The organism is Streptomyces sp. MZ04, assembly GCF_004684775.1.
Taxonomy (GTDB): Bacteria; Actinomycetota; Actinomycetes; order Streptomycetales; family Streptomycetaceae; genus Streptomyces.
Map to the genome: position 1 here is coordinate 1 of NZ_SRIC01000211.1, position 14,937 is coordinate 14,937.

The window sequence follows — 14,937 nt, forward strand, 5'->3', positions numbered from 1 at the left end:
CTGCACGGGCTCGGCGGTGTCGGCAAGACGACGCTGGCGTGGCACTACGCCCACGACCATCTGGGGTCGTACCGCCTGGTGTGGTGGATCCGCTCCGACACCCCGGAGCTGATCGACGCGGGCCTGGCAGCGCTCGCTGCCCGCCTCAGGGGAGATGCCGCTCCCCTCCCCACCGCACAGGCGGTGACGTGGGCCATCGGGTGGCTGCAGGCCCACCCCGGCTGGCTGCTGGTCTTCGACAACGTGGAGAAGCCGGAGGATGTGCGAGGGATTGCGGGCCAGCTCCGGGACGCCGGCCGTCAGTTGATCACCAGCCGCTGCAAGGAAGGCTGGACGGGCGCGCCCATCGCACTCCCTGTGCTGGACGCCGAGGCGTCGCTGGACCTGCTCGCCCGTCTGACGGACGGAGGCGACGAGGACGAGGCCGCCCGAGCGCTGGCCGAGGATCTGGGCCACCTGCCGCTCGCCTTGGAGCAGGCAGGGGCGTTCATCGCGCAGACGTCGCTCACGGTCGACGAGTACCGGGGGATGCTCCGTGCGCACCCGGAACACGCCACGGACGCCGCCCCGCCCGGCTCGGACCCGGCCCGAACGATGGCGCGGATCTGGCGCATCACCCTGGACGTCCTCCACGAACGCGACCCCCGCGCCGTGGACATCCTGCGCATCGCGGCTTGGTACGCCCCGACGGGCATCCCCCGCGACTTGTTCGCCCCGCTCGCCGAGAATCCCGTAGACCGCGCCGGACTGCTGGCGCTGCTGGCCAACTACAACATGATCACCCTCGACCGCACATCACTCGGCGTCCACCGCCTCGTCCAGATGGTGGCCCGCACCCCATCGGAAGCCGACCCCCACCGCCCCCAGTCCCTCATCACCGCAGCCCGTGACCGAGCTGCGGCATGGATGCGCCACGCGCTCCCGCCTGATCCCGTGGCCAATGTGGAGGGATGGCCGACGTGGAGGATTCTCCTGCCGCACGCAGAGGCTCTCCTCACGGCTTGGAGCCCTGCTGAGGACACGGTGGACACCAGCTGGGTCCTCAATGCGGTTGCGACATACCTAGAGGGACAGGGCGAGGTGCGCAAGGCCGCGGAGTACTTCCACCGTGCTCTGGAAGCGGACACCAGGGTGTTGGGTGCGGATCATCCGGACACGCTGATGTCGCGGAACAACCTGGCTGGAGCGTATGAGTCGGCGGGTGATGTGGGGCGGGCGATCGCGTTGTTCGAGCAGGTGTTGGTCGACAGTGTCCGGGTGTTGGGTGCGGATCATCGGGACACGCTGACGTCGCGGAACAACCTGGCCTACGCGTATGAGTCGGCGGGTGATGTGGGGCGGGCGATCGCGTTGTACGAGCAGACGCTGGCCGATCGTGTCGGGGTGCTGGGGGTGGATCATCCGTCCACGCTGAGGTCGCGGAACAACCTGGCCTACGCGTATGAGTCGGCGGGTGATGTGGGGCGGGCGATCGCGTTGTACGAGCAGACGCTGGCCGATCGTGTCCGGGTGCTGGGGGTGGATCATCCGTCCACGCTGACGTCGCGGAACAACCTGGCTGGAGCATATGAGTCGGCGGGTGATGTGGGGCGGGCGATCGCGTTGTACGAGCAGACGCTGGCCGATCGTGTCCGGGTGTTGGGTGTGGATCATCCGGACACGCTGAGGTCGCGGAACAACCTGGCTGGAGCATATGAGTCGGCGGGTGATGTGGGGCGGGCGCTCGCGTTGTACGAGCAGACGCTGGCCGACAGCGTCCGAGTGCTGGGTCAGGATCACCCGACGACGAAGATCGTGCGCGAGAACTTGACCAGCGCCCGAGCGAAAGCGTCACCGCCTACGGACTGACCACGCCGCTCAACGCCCCCAACAGCCGCCCCGCCTCCACATACGGCGCCGTAACCGTCGGCTCCGAGCACCAGATCAGCGGCCACGTATTGCCCTCAAGCGCCGGAATCCCGATGTACGTCACCGTGCGCGGCGTCCCGAAGCGCTGCACGCCGGGCGGCCACCGGTGTTCCTTCGCCGTACCCGGCGCCACCAGGAAGTACATCCACCGGAAGCCGGTTGCCTCGCAGATGACGGGGCCGGCGTCCCCGTCCGTCTCCGCGATCAGCAGCGCGGCGACCTGTTCTCCTCGTACGCCTTGGATGCGGAGGGCGTCGAAGTGGACGCCGGACACCCGGAGTTGGTGCCCCGCCAAAGGCACCCACTCGGGCCAGTGAATTGCGTTCGTCATGGTCACACCCTGGGCGGTGCGGAGCTACGCTCGGTAGTGACTGAGGGGATACACGCGTAGCTGTATCCGTCGGAGGTGGGCGCTGTGTCCGTTCAGTACAACCCGACTTGGCGTTACAGCGGGAACCAGATGAAGCGGTGGCGGACCAAAGCGAACGTGACCCGTGAGGAACTGGGCGCCGCCTCCAACTACTCGCCGGACACCATCAAGGCCATGGAGCAGGGCGTGCGCATGCCTACGGCGCGGGCGCTGGATGCGGCGGATGAGTTGTGCCATGCGGAGGGGTTGCTGAGCGCGGCCAAGGATTACGTGAAGGCGGAGAAGTTCCCGCCTCGGGCTCAGGACTTCATGCAATACGAGCGTGAGGCGATCAGCCTGTGGTCGTACGAAGTAACCCTGATCCCAGGGCTGTTGCAGACGCGGGCGTACGCGACGGCGCTGATCGGCAACCACTGTCCACCGCTGGACGAGGAGACTGTGGAGCAGCGGGTCGGGGCGAGGATGGAGCGCCAGGATCTTCTCTCCCGCACACCGCTGGTAGCTCTCAGCTTCGTTCTGTACGAGGCGGCGCTCCAGGTCCCCGAGGTGGACAAGAAGCAGCTTCTGCGGCTGCTGGAGATGGGGTGCCAGAACAACATCTCGGTCCAGGTCCTGCCGTTCAGTCGAGCGATCTCCGCAGGGCTCCTGGGCCCCATGGTGCTGCTGGAGACACGCGATCGTGAGCGCCTGGCCTTCACGGAAGGCCCGTCGGCAAGCGAACTGACTTCTGAACCAGAGGTAGTGAGTTCGCATACGGAGCGACTTAGCATGATCCGCATGGAGGCCCTGAGCGCTCAGGAGTCGGCCCTCTTCATCGAGCGGATGGCGGAAGAGCTATGAGTGAGCAGCTGACCTGGTTCAAGTCCAGCTACAGCGGGCCAGAAGGGGATGCGTGCCTCGAAATGGCCCTTGCCTGGCGCAAGTCCAGCTACAGCGACTCCGAGGGTGGCAACTGCGTCGAAGTCGCCCTGGACTGGAGCAAGTCGACGTACAGCGATGCCGAAGGCAGCAACTGCGTAGAGGTGGCCGCCTGCCCCGCCACCATCCACATCCGTGACTCAAAGCTCCCCCCGGAGGCCGGCCCCCGCCTGACCATCCCGGCCCCGGCCTGGTCCGCCTTCCTCGCGTACGCCGCCCGACGCTGATGGGCGACTCGTAACGCAACAAAGTCCCGCCCCCTGAGCCCATTTCCAGGCCTCCGCGTGGGACTTCCTGCAGTTCACCCCGGAGCTCAAGCCTCGGACTCCGAGCCCCGAGTCCCGAGCTCCTCCCTGGGTCTTGGTTGGTTTGGTTGGGCTCTAAACCAACCAACTAACCAACCCCGTACCGGAGTTCAGCCCTCCGTCACCCTCAAGAGTGACGTTCCGTGATCAGCTTGCGCCGGAACGTAAAGCCGCTTTACGTTCGCGGCAATAGGAACGGCCCCGGTCGGTGCGCCAACACCGGCTCCGGGGCCTAGCTCGACGTATCGAGTGCCTTCGATGCCTAATCCAACCTCTCGAAAGCAGCCGACCGTGGCCTACGCCAACCCTAATCCCGCCCTGCCGTCCCCGTCCCACCCCATGGCCAAATCGGGCTACGGCAAACGCCTTGCGGATGACGAAGAACCGTACAGCGAGGCCGATTTCACACACCTGTGCCCCCGCGATGCCGAAATCGCGCCGCTCATCGACTGCCTCGAAAACGGCGCCGCGATGGGCTACAAGGACCTCGCCGCCGCGCACCCCCGGTACGGCCAGCAAGCCATCCGCACCTCGCTGCGGCGCCTGACCGAGGCCGGCCACCTCCGCCGGATCAAGGAACACATCACCGTCGAGGACAACTCGATGCGCTGGGTCACCAGGACGTACTGGTCACGAATCCCCAGGTCGGAGGAGTGGTGGGCCGAGTTCGTCCGCGCCCGGAAGGGGCGTGACGTGACCCACGACCACCAGCCGGGCCTGGCCCGCACCGACGAACCGACCCCGGCCCCAGAGCCGACGGAGGCGGAGGCGGAACCGGAGGAAGCCGAACCGGCCTCCGAGAAGACCACCCCCGCCTACCGCGCCCTCGCCCAACTCCGCACCACAGACCCCCGCATGGCCCTCTCCGAGAGCGAATGCAATCAACTGGCGCCCCGCGCAGCGGAATGGATGGCCCGCGGGGCCACCCCGCAGGACATCACCCGCGCCCTCACCGAGGGCCTACCGCCCACCGTCACCAACCCCGGTGGCCTCGCCCGCACCAGACTGGAGAGCAAGATGCCCCCAGAGCCGACACCCGGCCCCGCCCAGGCTCCGCTCCGCGCCCGCGTCACCCGTGTCGTGATGATGTGCGGTGGCTGCGAGGAAGACGAGACGACGACGAAGCTCACCGACGGGCTGTGCGACGACTGCCGGGAGCAGATGAAGGCGGACGCCGAGGAGGCCGCGCACTTCGGTGCCTTGGCGGGCCACCTTTTTCGGAAGAAGCGCGAGCGTCAGACGGGCGGGCCCGTTCCCGACACGTTCCGCTCCGTCCCCATGCAGGTCCAGGTGGACCGCCTCATGGACCTCCATGGGGCGCGGATCGCCGCCCATGTCCGCTCGACGCGGGGGATGGAGTGATGCGCCGCCGGACCCTCTCGCGTACAGCAACCTCTCTGCACGGTGGAAGCATGTCGAAACGCGTGACCATCTGCCTGGACGAGAAGTTCCACGAGCGACTCAAGGCTCGCGCGGCAGCGCAGGGGACCACGGTCACAGCGCTCATCACCGAGGTGACCATGCGGGAGCTGGACGAGGACCGCGAGCAGTTCCTCGCCGGGGTCGACGAGTTCGCCGAGATCTGGGACTACTTCCAGGAGCGCTTCGGGAAGTCCGCGAGGCCAGGAAAATCCGCCGGGCCCACCGGTCCGTGAAGATCACCATGGAGGGGGCCCGGTCCACCCTCGGACCCCGCCGTCTGGGACCCGTCAAGCCTGGTCGCGGCCGTCGCCCGGCACCAGAACGACCTGGTCCTCGTACCGGAGCAGCCCGAGCCGGACATCGCCTGGCGGGCCGCCGCCTTTCTAACTCAACGACGGAAAGCTGGAGGTCAGATCAGTGCTGGACGGCAACCACGGAGAGACCGTCATGTGGCTGCATCGTCAGTGCATGCAGCAGCGACCAGAACTCGGCCTGTACTCCGGGCAGGGCTTGGTGATGGAGGGATGCCGTGCGGGCCGCGCCAAGCCCGACGGGGCGCTCGCCCCGATCGGTACCTTCGCGGGGCAGGGTGAATGGGCAGCCCCAAGCGGCGTCCTCATGACGGTCGAGGTCACCTCGTGCGACCGCGACCGCGACCGCGACCGCGACCGCGACACCGACCGCCGCGACCGCCGCGACCGCCACGAAAAGCGTCACGGCTACGCCCGCGCAGGCATCCCCGTCTACCTCCTCATCGACCGGGACAACGACACCCTGACCGTCTTCAGCGACCCGCACGACGGTGACTACCGGCAGACCCCCACCTACGCCTACGGCGCCACGGCCCAGCTCCCCGCCCCGTCGCCATCACCCTCAACACCTCAAGGACTACGCCGACTAGGAAACCGAGCCCTCGAAGATCCAGTCCAGCCCCGTGCCGGGCTGTCGTCAAACGCAGCACTCGTGACCCCTGGATCCCAGCGCCTACGCCACCGGCGCCCCATGGCGGTCGGGGGGCATGCGTACATGGCGTTCACCACCCTTGGCAGTGCCGAGGAGCGCGGCCCAGGATTGCGGCAGGGGGTCACCATGGCCGAGAACCTCAGCAACGAAGGCAACAAAAGCAACAAGCGCAACAAAAGCAACGACAGCAATGACAGCAATGACAGCAACGACAGCAAGGGCGGAGAGGACGGCCCGCGCCGCGAGAGTCTCTACGACCACGCCGGCGGCGAAGAAGCCCTCCACCGGCTGGAGGAGGTCTTCTATACGAAGGCACTCGCCGACCCCGTCCTGCGCACCCTCTTCCCGCACCGGCAGCCGCACCACGTCGACCACCTCACGTGGTTCACCGCCGAGTCCTTCGGCGGCCCCGACCGCTTCACGCGTGAGCTCGGCTTCGCGCACCTCATCGACGTACACCGGAATCTGAAGATCACCGACGAGCAGCGGGAGCGGTTCGCCGCGCTCTATCTGGAGTCGTTGCGGGAGGCGGGGCTTCCCGACGACGAGCCGTTCGTGGGCGCGGTGCGCTCGCACATCGAGTTCGGCACCCGCGTGGCCCAGCAGAACTCGCACGCCACGAGCGACGACGAGCTGCACCCCCTGCGGGAGGTGCCCCGCTGGCAGTGGCAGGAGGGCGCGGAGGGCTCCGGCACGGGCTGACGCCGCACGCCGGGCCGGGTGATCCTGTGACCCACCCCACTTTCCGGAGTGCCCCACTCCACAGCGGGCATGCGACAAGCCGAGCGGTCGGAACGTACCTCCCGAGCAGCGGGAGCGTATGCCCGTGGATGATCACGTAGTGAGCGGGACATCTCACGATGCGATATCCGCGAGGCGAATTTCGACCGCTCGTTAGACTGAGCCGACCGCAGCAGTGCGGTACGAAACGGACTGAGCGAGGAGCGCACGTGAGCCTTGTCGTGCAGAAGTACGGAGGCTCCTCCGTAGCCGATGCCGAAGGCATCAAGCGGGTCGCCAAGAGGATTGTCGACGCCAAGAAGAACGGCCATCAGGTCGTTGTCGTGGTGTCCGCCATGGGTGACACGACGGATGAGTTGATCGATCTTGCCGGGCAGGTATCCCCGATCCCTGCCGGGCGCGAATTCGACATGCTGCTGACTGCCGGAGAGCGGATCTCCATGGCCCTGCTGGCCATGGCGATCAAAAACCTGGGCCACGCGGCCCAGTCGTTCACCGGCAGCCAGGCCGGTGTCATCACCGACTCCGTCCACAACAAAGCGCGGATCATCGATGTGACGCCGGGGCGGATCCGGGCCTCGATCGACGAGGGCAACATCGCCATCGTCGCCGGGTTCCAGGGAGTCAGCCAGGAGGGCAAGAACATCACCACGCTCGGTCGTGGTGGGTCGGACACGACCGCTGTCGCCCTCGCCGCCGCCCTCGACGCCGAGGTCTGCGAGATCTATACCGATGTCGACGGTGTCTTCACCGCCGATCCCCGGGTCGTGAAGAAGGCCCGGAAGATCGACTGGATCAGCTTCGAGGACATGCTGGAGCTCGCGAGCTCCGGCTCCAAGGTGCTGCTCCACCGCTGTGTGGAGTACGCCCGCCGTTACAACATCCCGATTCACGTGCGATCGTCCTTCTCGGGACTTCAGGGCACATGGGTCAGCAACGAACCGCAAGGGGACCGCAAGGTGGAGCAGGCCATCATCTCCGGTGTCGCGCACGACACCTCGGAGGCCAAGATCACGGTCGTCGGCGTGCCGGACAAGCCGGGCGAGGCCGCCTCGATCTTCCGCGCGATCGCGGACTCCGGGGTCAACATCGACATGATCGTCCAGAATGTCTCGGCCGCCTCGACCGGGTTGACCGACATTTCCTTCACTCTGCCCAAGGCCGAGGGTCGTAAGGCGATCGACGCGCTCGAGAAGACGCGCTCGGCCATCGGGTTCGAATCTCTTCGGTACGACGACCAGATCGCGAAGATCTCGCTGGTCGGCGCCGGTATGAAGACGAACCCCGGCGTCACCGCCGCCTTCTTCGAGGCGCTCAGCGACGCGGGGGTCAACATCGAGCTGATCTCGACCTCGGAGATCCGCATCTCGGTCGTCACCCGTGCCGACGACGCGAACGAGTCCGTGCGCGCCGTACACACCGCCTTCGGGCTCGACTCGGACACCGACGAGGCCGTGGTCTATGGAGGCACCGGCCGATGAGCCGTAAGCCGACGCTCGCGGTCGTCGGAGCGACCGGGGCCGTCGGCACGGTCATGCTCCAGATCCTGTCGCAGCACGCCGACATCTGGGGCGAGATCCGACTCGTCGCCTCACCGCGCTCGGCCGGCCGGAAGGCCACCGTGCGCGGTGAGGAGACCGAGGTCCTCGCGCTCGGCGAGGACGTCTTCGACGGTGTTGATGTGGCGATGTTCGATGTGCCTGAAGAAGTCAGTGCGCAGTGGGCGCCCATCGCCGCGTCCAAGGGTGTTGTCGTGGTCGACAACTCCGCCGCCTTCCGGATGGACCCGGACGTGCCTCTGGTCGTCCCCGAGGTCAATCCGCACGCCGCGCGCGTACGCCCGCGCGGCATCGTGGCCAATCCCAACTGCACGACCCTGTCGATGATCGTGGCCATCGGCGCGCTGCACGCCGAGTTCGGTCTGCGCGAGCTGATCGTCTCCTCGTACCAGGCCGTGAGCGGGGCCGGGCGGGACGGCGTGGAGACGCTGCGGCGGCAGATGCAGTTGGTGGCGGGCTCTGAGCTGGGCACCAGCCCCGGTGACGTACGACGTGCCGTCGGGGACGACACGGGGCCCTTCCCCGAGCCCGTGGCGCTGAACGTCGTGCCGTGGGCCGGGACTCTGCGGGACGAAGGCTGGTCGTCCGAGGAGATGAAGGTGCGCGACGAGTCGCGCAAGATCCTCGGGCTGCCGGATCTCAAAGTCGCCGCCACGTGCGTACGCGTGCCCGTCGTCACGACGCACTCGCTGACCGTCCACGCCCGCTTCGAGGACGAGGTCACCGTCGCCCGCGCGCGCGAGATCATCGCCACCGCGCCCGGCGTCGTACTCTTCGACAACCCGGCCGCCGGTGAGTTCCCGACGCCCGCCGACGTGGTCGGGACCGACCCGACCTGGGTGGGGCGGGTGCGGCGCTCGCTGGACGATCCGACCGCACTTGAGCTCTTTGTCTGCGGGGACAATCTGCGCAAAGGTGCCGCTTTGAACACCGCGCAGATCGCCGAGCTGGTGGCCGCCGAGTTCACCGGGCGTTAGTCCGCGAGCCCTTCAAGGGCCCCTGCGGGCTCCCCGAAGAGTTCCTCCGGGCTCCCCGAAGCGGAAGTCTCTGTGGGATCTGTGTAAGTTCTGTGTCCAACTCGGTGGCCAGGACCGCTTGAACTGGACCATCGCCGCGTTCGAAGATTCGCCCCCGTCCACTGCAACCGGCAGCAGGGCGGGGCGCGTCTCTGTGATCGCCCTCCGGGGGCGGCCCGAAGCGCTGCAAAAAATGGGCATAGGGGAAGAGCTGGTACGCATGGGGGCATTCAATGCTTCGTCACCGTCGCCGTCGGCGATGGTGCCTGCCGCAAACGCGTTGCGCGATGCGTACAACCCTCAGAGGGGTAAGCGTGTCCAACAGGCGTGGCAGAGGTACTCGAATTCACAGCGGTTCAGGCGAGGGGCGCAGTTCTTCGCCCGCCTCGCCGTCCCCGTGCGCCCGCCGGTATGCCGGTGATCGCGCCCATGCCCACCACGCGGTCCGCCCGCATCCCGACGCAGCGCGAGGGCGCTGACGAGACGATGAGCGCGGGCACCACAGTCGATCACCTGACCGAGACCTACCGCGCTCACTACAGGTCGCTGCTCGGCCTCGCGGCGCTGCTCCTCGACGACACGGCGTCCTGCGAGGACGTCGTGCAGGAGGCGTTCATCCGGGTGCACTCGGCGCGCAAGCGCGTGCGGGACCCCGAGAAGACCTTGGCCTACCTCCGCCAGACCGTCGTGAACCTGTCGCGGTCCGCGCTGCGGCGCCGGATCCTGGGTCTGAAGCTGCTCTCCAAGCCGATGCCGGACATGGCGAGCGCGGAGGAGGGGGCGTACGACCTCCTGGAGCGGGACGAGCTGATCAAGGCGATGCGCGGCCTTCAGCGCCGCCAGCGCGAGGTCCTCGTCCTGCGGTACTTCGCGGACATGACCGAGGCGCAGGTCGCCGAGACGCTGGGCATATCGCTCGGCTCGGTGAAGGCGTACGGTTCGCGCGGGATCGCGGCTCTCCGGATCGCCATGGAGGCGCCGGCATGAGCAAGCATGAGCATGAGTACGGGCGAGAGCGCGATGAGAACGCCGAGAACGCCGAGAACGCCGAGTTTGAGCAGCACGCTGGGGACGGAACTGTGAACCACGGCCAGGGCCAGGGCGAGGAATCGACCGGACCGAAGGCGGGCACTGGCACGGACGCGGGCGCTGCTGACGGCTTCGGCTCGGACGAGCTGGCGCTGCGCCGCATGATGCGGCAGGCCGTCGAGGAGATCGAGCCGGGTGACCGCGCGCTTGAGCGCCTGCGGTACGCAGTCCCGGCCCGCCGCGCGCGCAAGCGCCAGGCCGTGGTCGGTGTGGCCGCCGCGGCGCTCTTCATCGGTACGGCCATCCCCGCCCTCGTGCACGTCACGAACTCGGGCGGCGGCTCGGACGACCGTCCTTCGATAGCGGGCAACAGCGAGCAGACGCAGGGCGGTTCGAGCCAGGGCAAGGGTCCGGACGGGGGCGAGAAGGGCGAGGGCGGCGATTCCGGCCCCTCCAAGTCCAAGGACAAGAAGGACAAGAAGGACAAGAAGGGCGACAAGGGGAAGGGCGAGGCGAGCGCCGGCGCGACCGGTGGCCCCGACCCCTCGGGCACGGCGTCCACGGACTCGCCCGCCTGCACGATCGACCAGCTCGGCAACGCGGCGGGGAGCTCGGGCGCGGCGGAGGCCGACGGCAAGGTGTACGGCTCCTTCCGCATCGCCAACATCTCCGGCAGCAGCTGCACGGTCAGCGCGGCGGGATCCGTCTCGACGGCGGTGGCGGGCGCGGCCGACCAGGCGAAGATCAGCGTCGTCGACCATGTGGCGGGCGACGCGGCGTCGTCGCTGCCGGACCCCGCACAGGCGCTGAGCCAGCTGGTCCTCAAGCCGGGCGCGGCGTACGAGGTCCGCTTCGCGTGGGTCCCGACGGAGGCGTGCCCCACGGAGGGCGGCGAACCTTCCCCCGACCCGTCTCCGACGGAGGGCGGCGGTGCAGGTGGCGGTGCCGGCGGCACGGACAGCGGCGCACCCGGCGGCACGGAGCCGCAGATGGTCCGAGAGGACGGCGGGGTCGCCGACGGCAGCGTGACGGTATCCCTCACGGCATCGGCGGGCGCACCGGCGGCGGGAACGACGATCGGCAACGCGTGCGCGGGGACGGTCTACCGGACGGGCATGCTGTCGGCTTCGTAGCGGGCCCTGCCCGCCGCAGTCCTTTCAGCACGGCCGCAGCTCTTTCAGCCCGTCCGGCGTTTGAGGACGAACTCGGCGAAGCCGGTGATCTTCCGGTACGTACACGGCCGGCGAAGCCGGAATGTTCGGGAAGGGGCGGGGTTGGGGAAGGAAACCCCTACGCCAGCCCCAGCGCCGCGTCCCGCGCAAACTCCAGCTCCCGCCGGAACAGCCGGAACCACATGAAGACCACGAACCCCGCGAAGACGAACCACTCCCCGGTGTAACCGAGGTTCTGGAACGCCTTGAGGTCAAGACCGGAGTTCTCCGGAGCGGCCGCCGGCACCGCCTTCATACCGGAGTCGCCCTTCTCCAGCGTCACCCACGCGTCGTACACATCACCAGGAACCAGATTCACGAGCGACGCCGCACTGATCGCACCGAGCTGCCCGTCCGGCAGCCCTCCCGCCGCACTGACCCCGTTCGACCCAGGATTCTCGGAGGCCTGCAACGCCCCCGTCACGGTGACCTTCCCGGAGGGCGCTGCCGGGGCCTTGGCCGCTGCCTTCCCCGGCAGCCACCCCCGCACAACCGGCAGCTCCTTGCCACTGTCCGTACGCAGCAGCGTCAAGACGTAGTAACCGGACTTGTCGTCCAACTTCCGGTCCGGCACGAGGAGTTGCTTGCCGTACCGCCCCGTCGCCGACACCAGCTCCCCGGACGTCTCCTTGTCGACGGGAAGCAGGGAGTCCAACGGCTGGGCATCCGCCTCGTCGCGGGACGGCGAGGCCTGCCGATCGGCCTGTTCCTGCGCGGCGTCATGCGCCTCGACACGGTCCTCGAAGCGCCCCAGCTGCCATGACCCCATGAAGATGCAGACGGGGATGGCCAGCAGGACGAAGACGTTGATCCCCCACCAGCGGGGCGTCAGCAGGAACCGGTACACACCCCCACGGTACGGGGCTCCCTCCGGAAGCCCCGCCCGGGGGTTGACGACAGAGCCCCAGGCCCTAGCGAAGGTGCCGCTCGGCGAAGTCCAGTTCCAACCGCACCTGCTTGATCCGCTCACCCACGACGAGCGAGCCGTGCCCCGCGTCGTACCGGTACACCTCGTGCACCGCCTCACGCGCCTTCAGCCGGTCCACGTAGTGGTCGATCTGGCGGATCGGGCAGCGCGGGTCGTTGACGCCCGCCGAGATGTAGACCGGCGCCTTCACCGCGTCCACGTACGTCAGCGGGGACGAGGCCTCGAAGCGCTCGGGGACCTCCTCCGGCGTACCGCCCAGGAGCGTGCGGTCCATCGCCTTCAGGGCCTCCATCTCGTCGTGGTACGCCGTCACGTAGTCCGCGACCGGCACCGCGGCCAGGCCGAGCGCCCAGGCGTCGGGCTGGGTGCCGAGGCCGAGGAGGGTGAGATAGCCGCCCCAGGAACCGCCGGCCAGGACGATCCGCTCCGGGTCCGCGAGACCCGACGTCACCGCCCACTCCCGCACCGCCGCGATGTCCTCGAGCTCGATCAGGCCGACCCGGTGCTTCAGCGCGTCCGTCCACTCCCGCCCGTACCCGGTAGAACCGCGGTAGTTGACCCGCACCACCGCGTACCCGTGGTCCACCCAGGCAGCCGGCCCCGCCGCGAACGCGTCACTGTCGTGCCACGTCGGCCCACCGTGGATCTCGAAGACGGTGGGCAGCGGGCCACTCGCACCCTCCGGCTTCTGTACGAGGGCGTGGACCCGACCGCCGGGACCCTCCACCCACACGTCCTCCACCGGCACGGACGCCGGGGCCTTCATGCCCGGCGGGTCGAGCACGACGCCACCCGCCGTCGACCGCACCACCGGCGGCTCGGCGGCCGACGACCACAGGTACTCCACGCTGCCGTCCGGCCGCGCGGTCGCCCCCGAAACCGACCCCGCGGGCGTGTCGACCCTGACGAGATCACCCGAGCCGAACCCGTACCGGAACAGCTCGCTGCGGGCCTCGAAGCTGTGCGCGATGAGCAGCGCCGAACCGTCCGGATACCACTCGGCGCTCACGTCGCCCGGCAGCTCGAGGGCCAGGTCCGTCTCCTCGCCCGTGGCGACGTCCCACACCATCGGCTCCCAGCGGCCGCGCCGCTGATGCCCGACGAGCAGCCGCGTGTCCCCGTCGACCGGCGCGAAGCCGAGGACCTCGAGGCCGAGCTCGACCGTGCCGCCCAAGGTGTCGTCCAGCTCGGCGACCGTGGAGCCGTCCGGCCGCACCACCCGGAGGGCGGAGTGCATCGCGTCGCCGTGCTCCGTGTGCTCGACGGCGATCAGGGTGCCGTCGTGGGAGAGGTCGCCGACGCCCGCGGACTCGCGGTGGCGGTAGATCTCGACGGGGTCGGCGCCCGGGGAACGTACGACATGGATCGTCGAACCGTCCTCGTCCGTGGAGCGCCCGACGACCGCCATCCGCCCGTCCCGCGCGAGGGCGAGCCCCGCCGGGTACGACGCTTCGAGTCCCGGCACCGCGGGCTCGTCGGTGCCGCCGCCCGCGAAGGGCTGGCGCATCCACACGCCGAACTCGTCGCCGTCCTTGTCGTTGAACCACCAGATCCACTCGCCGTCCGGCGTGAGCACGCCGTCCGTCGTGCCGTTCGCCCGGTCCGTCACCTGGCGCTGCTCGCCGGTCGCCCGGTCCCATGCGTACAGCTCGTACGTCCCCGTCGCGTTCGACACGAACAAGGAGCGGCTCGGAGCCTCCTCCGCCCAGTCCGGCAGCGAGACCCGCGGCGCACGGAACCGCTTCTCCCAGTCCGGCATCCCCGCACCGCCATCTGCCCCCGACGAACCCACAGCCCCGACACCCGCACCCACATCGCCCACATCGCTCATGGACCCCATAGTGCACGCACCCACCGACAGTCCGCTGGCGAGGGTCCCCAGCCTGTGGATAACTTTTCCGGCATCAGGCCCTCGCATCCCCCTCATGTACTCCCTGAGGGCGAGCAAGTCACGTACTCCCTGACTCTCTGACTCCCTGAAGGCGCCACTCAAGCATCGGGCCGCATCCACCCCTCCCAAGCGAGCTCGTCCGGCGTCGGGGCCACGGCCCCTGCCCGACGGGCCGACGCCGCCGAGCCCGAGTCGCGCGAGTCTCCCGAGCTGCCCGAGTCGAAATCCCCGAGCTTCGTCCACCCCCACGACCGCAGGACCTCACGCCCCAGATCGTCGTCCCGCTTGATCACCGCGACGACCAGATCGGTGGTGTGCCGGATGAGGAGCAGCGTGCGCAGCCGCTCCGAGACGCCCTGCCGCCGGTAGGCGGGCACGACCATGAGCTCGGTCAGGATGAAGACCCGCCCCGAAGCGGTACGTTCCTCGATCTCCGCGGGCAGGATGCCGCGGAACCCCTCCCACCAGTCACCGGTGCGCGCGGCGCGATACCCGTAGAGACAGCCGACGATGCCCCCCGCGTCGGCGACGACCATGTCGAAGTCGGGCCGCTGCACGGTGCTCTCGAAGCGCTGAAGAAATCCCTGCCGGTCCGCGTACTCGGCACCGGACACGCCCCGATAGGCCTCTACGTAGACATCGGCTACCGCTTCCCGCTGCTGCTCTCTGTTATACA

The 14,937-nt window shown here is 68.7% G+C and carries 14 protein-coding genes; 10 read left to right on the forward strand and 4 right to left on the reverse strand.

What is annotated here, in order from left to right; translation table 11 throughout:
• The coding region (locus E2651_RS31440; RefSeq protein ID WP_209446293.1) for a tetratricopeptide repeat protein at window positions 1-1,848 on the forward strand (1,848 nt) is incomplete at its 5' end.
• On the opposite strand, the gene E2651_RS31445 is transcribed toward E2651_RS31440, so the two are convergent.
• Entirely contained in the window at window positions 1,838-2,239 is a 402-nt protein-coding gene (locus E2651_RS31445; RefSeq protein WP_245239354.1) for a hypothetical protein, read from the reverse strand. The genes E2651_RS31440 and E2651_RS31445 overlap by 11 nt on opposite strands.
• 84 nt (window positions 2,240-2,323) lie before the next feature.
• Between E2651_RS31445 and E2651_RS31450 the strand changes: the two genes are divergently transcribed.
• The 9 genes from E2651_RS31450 to E2651_RS31495 all read left to right on the forward strand — a co-directional run bounded on the left by E2651_RS31450 (window position 2,324) and on the right by E2651_RS31495 (window position 11,364).
• Window positions 2,324-3,118: a helix-turn-helix transcriptional regulator gene (locus tag E2651_RS31450; protein ID WP_348541679.1), complete on the forward strand. Its 795-nt coding sequence runs from the start codon at window positions 2,324-2,326 to the stop codon at window positions 3,116-3,118.
• Entirely contained in the window at window positions 3,115-3,423 is a 309-nt protein-coding gene (locus E2651_RS31455) for a DUF397 domain-containing protein (RefSeq protein ID WP_135334653.1), read from the forward strand. The genes E2651_RS31450 and E2651_RS31455 overlap by 4 nt, the downstream gene beginning before the upstream one ends.
• 369 nt (window positions 3,424-3,792) lie before the next feature.
• Window positions 3,793-4,863: a hypothetical protein gene (locus tag E2651_RS31460; protein ID WP_245239355.1), complete on the forward strand. Its 1,071-nt coding sequence runs from the start codon at window positions 3,793-3,795 to the stop codon at window positions 4,861-4,863.
• A gap of 50 nt (window positions 4,864-4,913) precedes the next feature.
• On the forward strand, window positions 4,914-5,156 hold the full coding sequence (locus tag E2651_RS31465; protein WP_245239356.1) for a plasmid partition protein ParG: 243 nt from the start codon (window positions 4,914-4,916) through the stop codon (window positions 5,154-5,156).
• 214 nt (window positions 5,157-5,370) lie between these two features.
• Complete coding sequence (locus E2651_RS45585) at window positions 5,371-6,588, forward strand: Uma2 family endonuclease (RefSeq protein ID WP_245239357.1); 1,218 nt, start codon at window positions 5,371-5,373, stop codon at window positions 6,586-6,588.
• Window positions 6,589-6,836: 248 nt separating this feature from the next.
• Window positions 6,837-8,108: an aspartate kinase gene (locus E2651_RS31480; protein ID WP_135334655.1), complete on the forward strand. Its 1,272-nt coding sequence runs from the start codon at window positions 6,837-6,839 to the stop codon at window positions 8,106-8,108.
• Entirely contained in the window at window positions 8,105-9,163 is a 1,059-nt protein-coding gene (locus E2651_RS31485) for an aspartate-semialdehyde dehydrogenase (RefSeq protein ID WP_135334656.1), read from the forward strand. The genes E2651_RS31480 and E2651_RS31485 overlap by 4 nt, the downstream gene beginning before the upstream one ends.
• A 366-nt stretch (window positions 9,164-9,529) precedes the next feature.
• On the forward strand, window positions 9,530-10,189 hold the full coding sequence (locus tag E2651_RS31490) for a SigE family RNA polymerase sigma factor (protein ID WP_135334657.1): 660 nt from the start codon (window positions 9,530-9,532) through the stop codon (window positions 10,187-10,189).
• Entirely contained in the window at window positions 10,186-11,364 is a 1,179-nt protein-coding gene (locus tag E2651_RS31495) for a hypothetical protein (protein WP_135334658.1), read from the forward strand. The genes E2651_RS31490 and E2651_RS31495 overlap by 4 nt, the downstream gene beginning before the upstream one ends.
• 157 nt (window positions 11,365-11,521) lie before the next feature.
• Here the strand turns inward: E2651_RS31495 and E2651_RS31500 are convergent, their stop codons facing one another.
• From E2651_RS31500 to E2651_RS44265, 3 genes are all read right to left on the reverse strand, one after another.
• Complete coding sequence (locus tag E2651_RS31500) at window positions 11,522-12,289, reverse strand: SURF1 family protein (protein ID WP_135334659.1); 768 nt, start codon at window positions 12,287-12,289, stop codon at window positions 11,522-11,524.
• A gap of 64 nt (window positions 12,290-12,353) precedes the next feature.
• The gene (locus E2651_RS31505) at window positions 12,354-14,129 is read right to left on the reverse strand and encodes a prolyl oligopeptidase family serine peptidase (protein WP_135334663.1); all 1,776 of its coding nucleotides are present in this window, start codon (window positions 14,127-14,129) and stop codon (window positions 12,354-12,356) included.
• Window positions 14,130-14,359: 230 nt separating this feature from the next.
• Window positions 14,360-14,937 (reverse strand): hypothetical protein (locus tag E2651_RS44265; protein ID WP_167828950.1); only part of this gene is annotated, 578 nt, incomplete at its 5' end.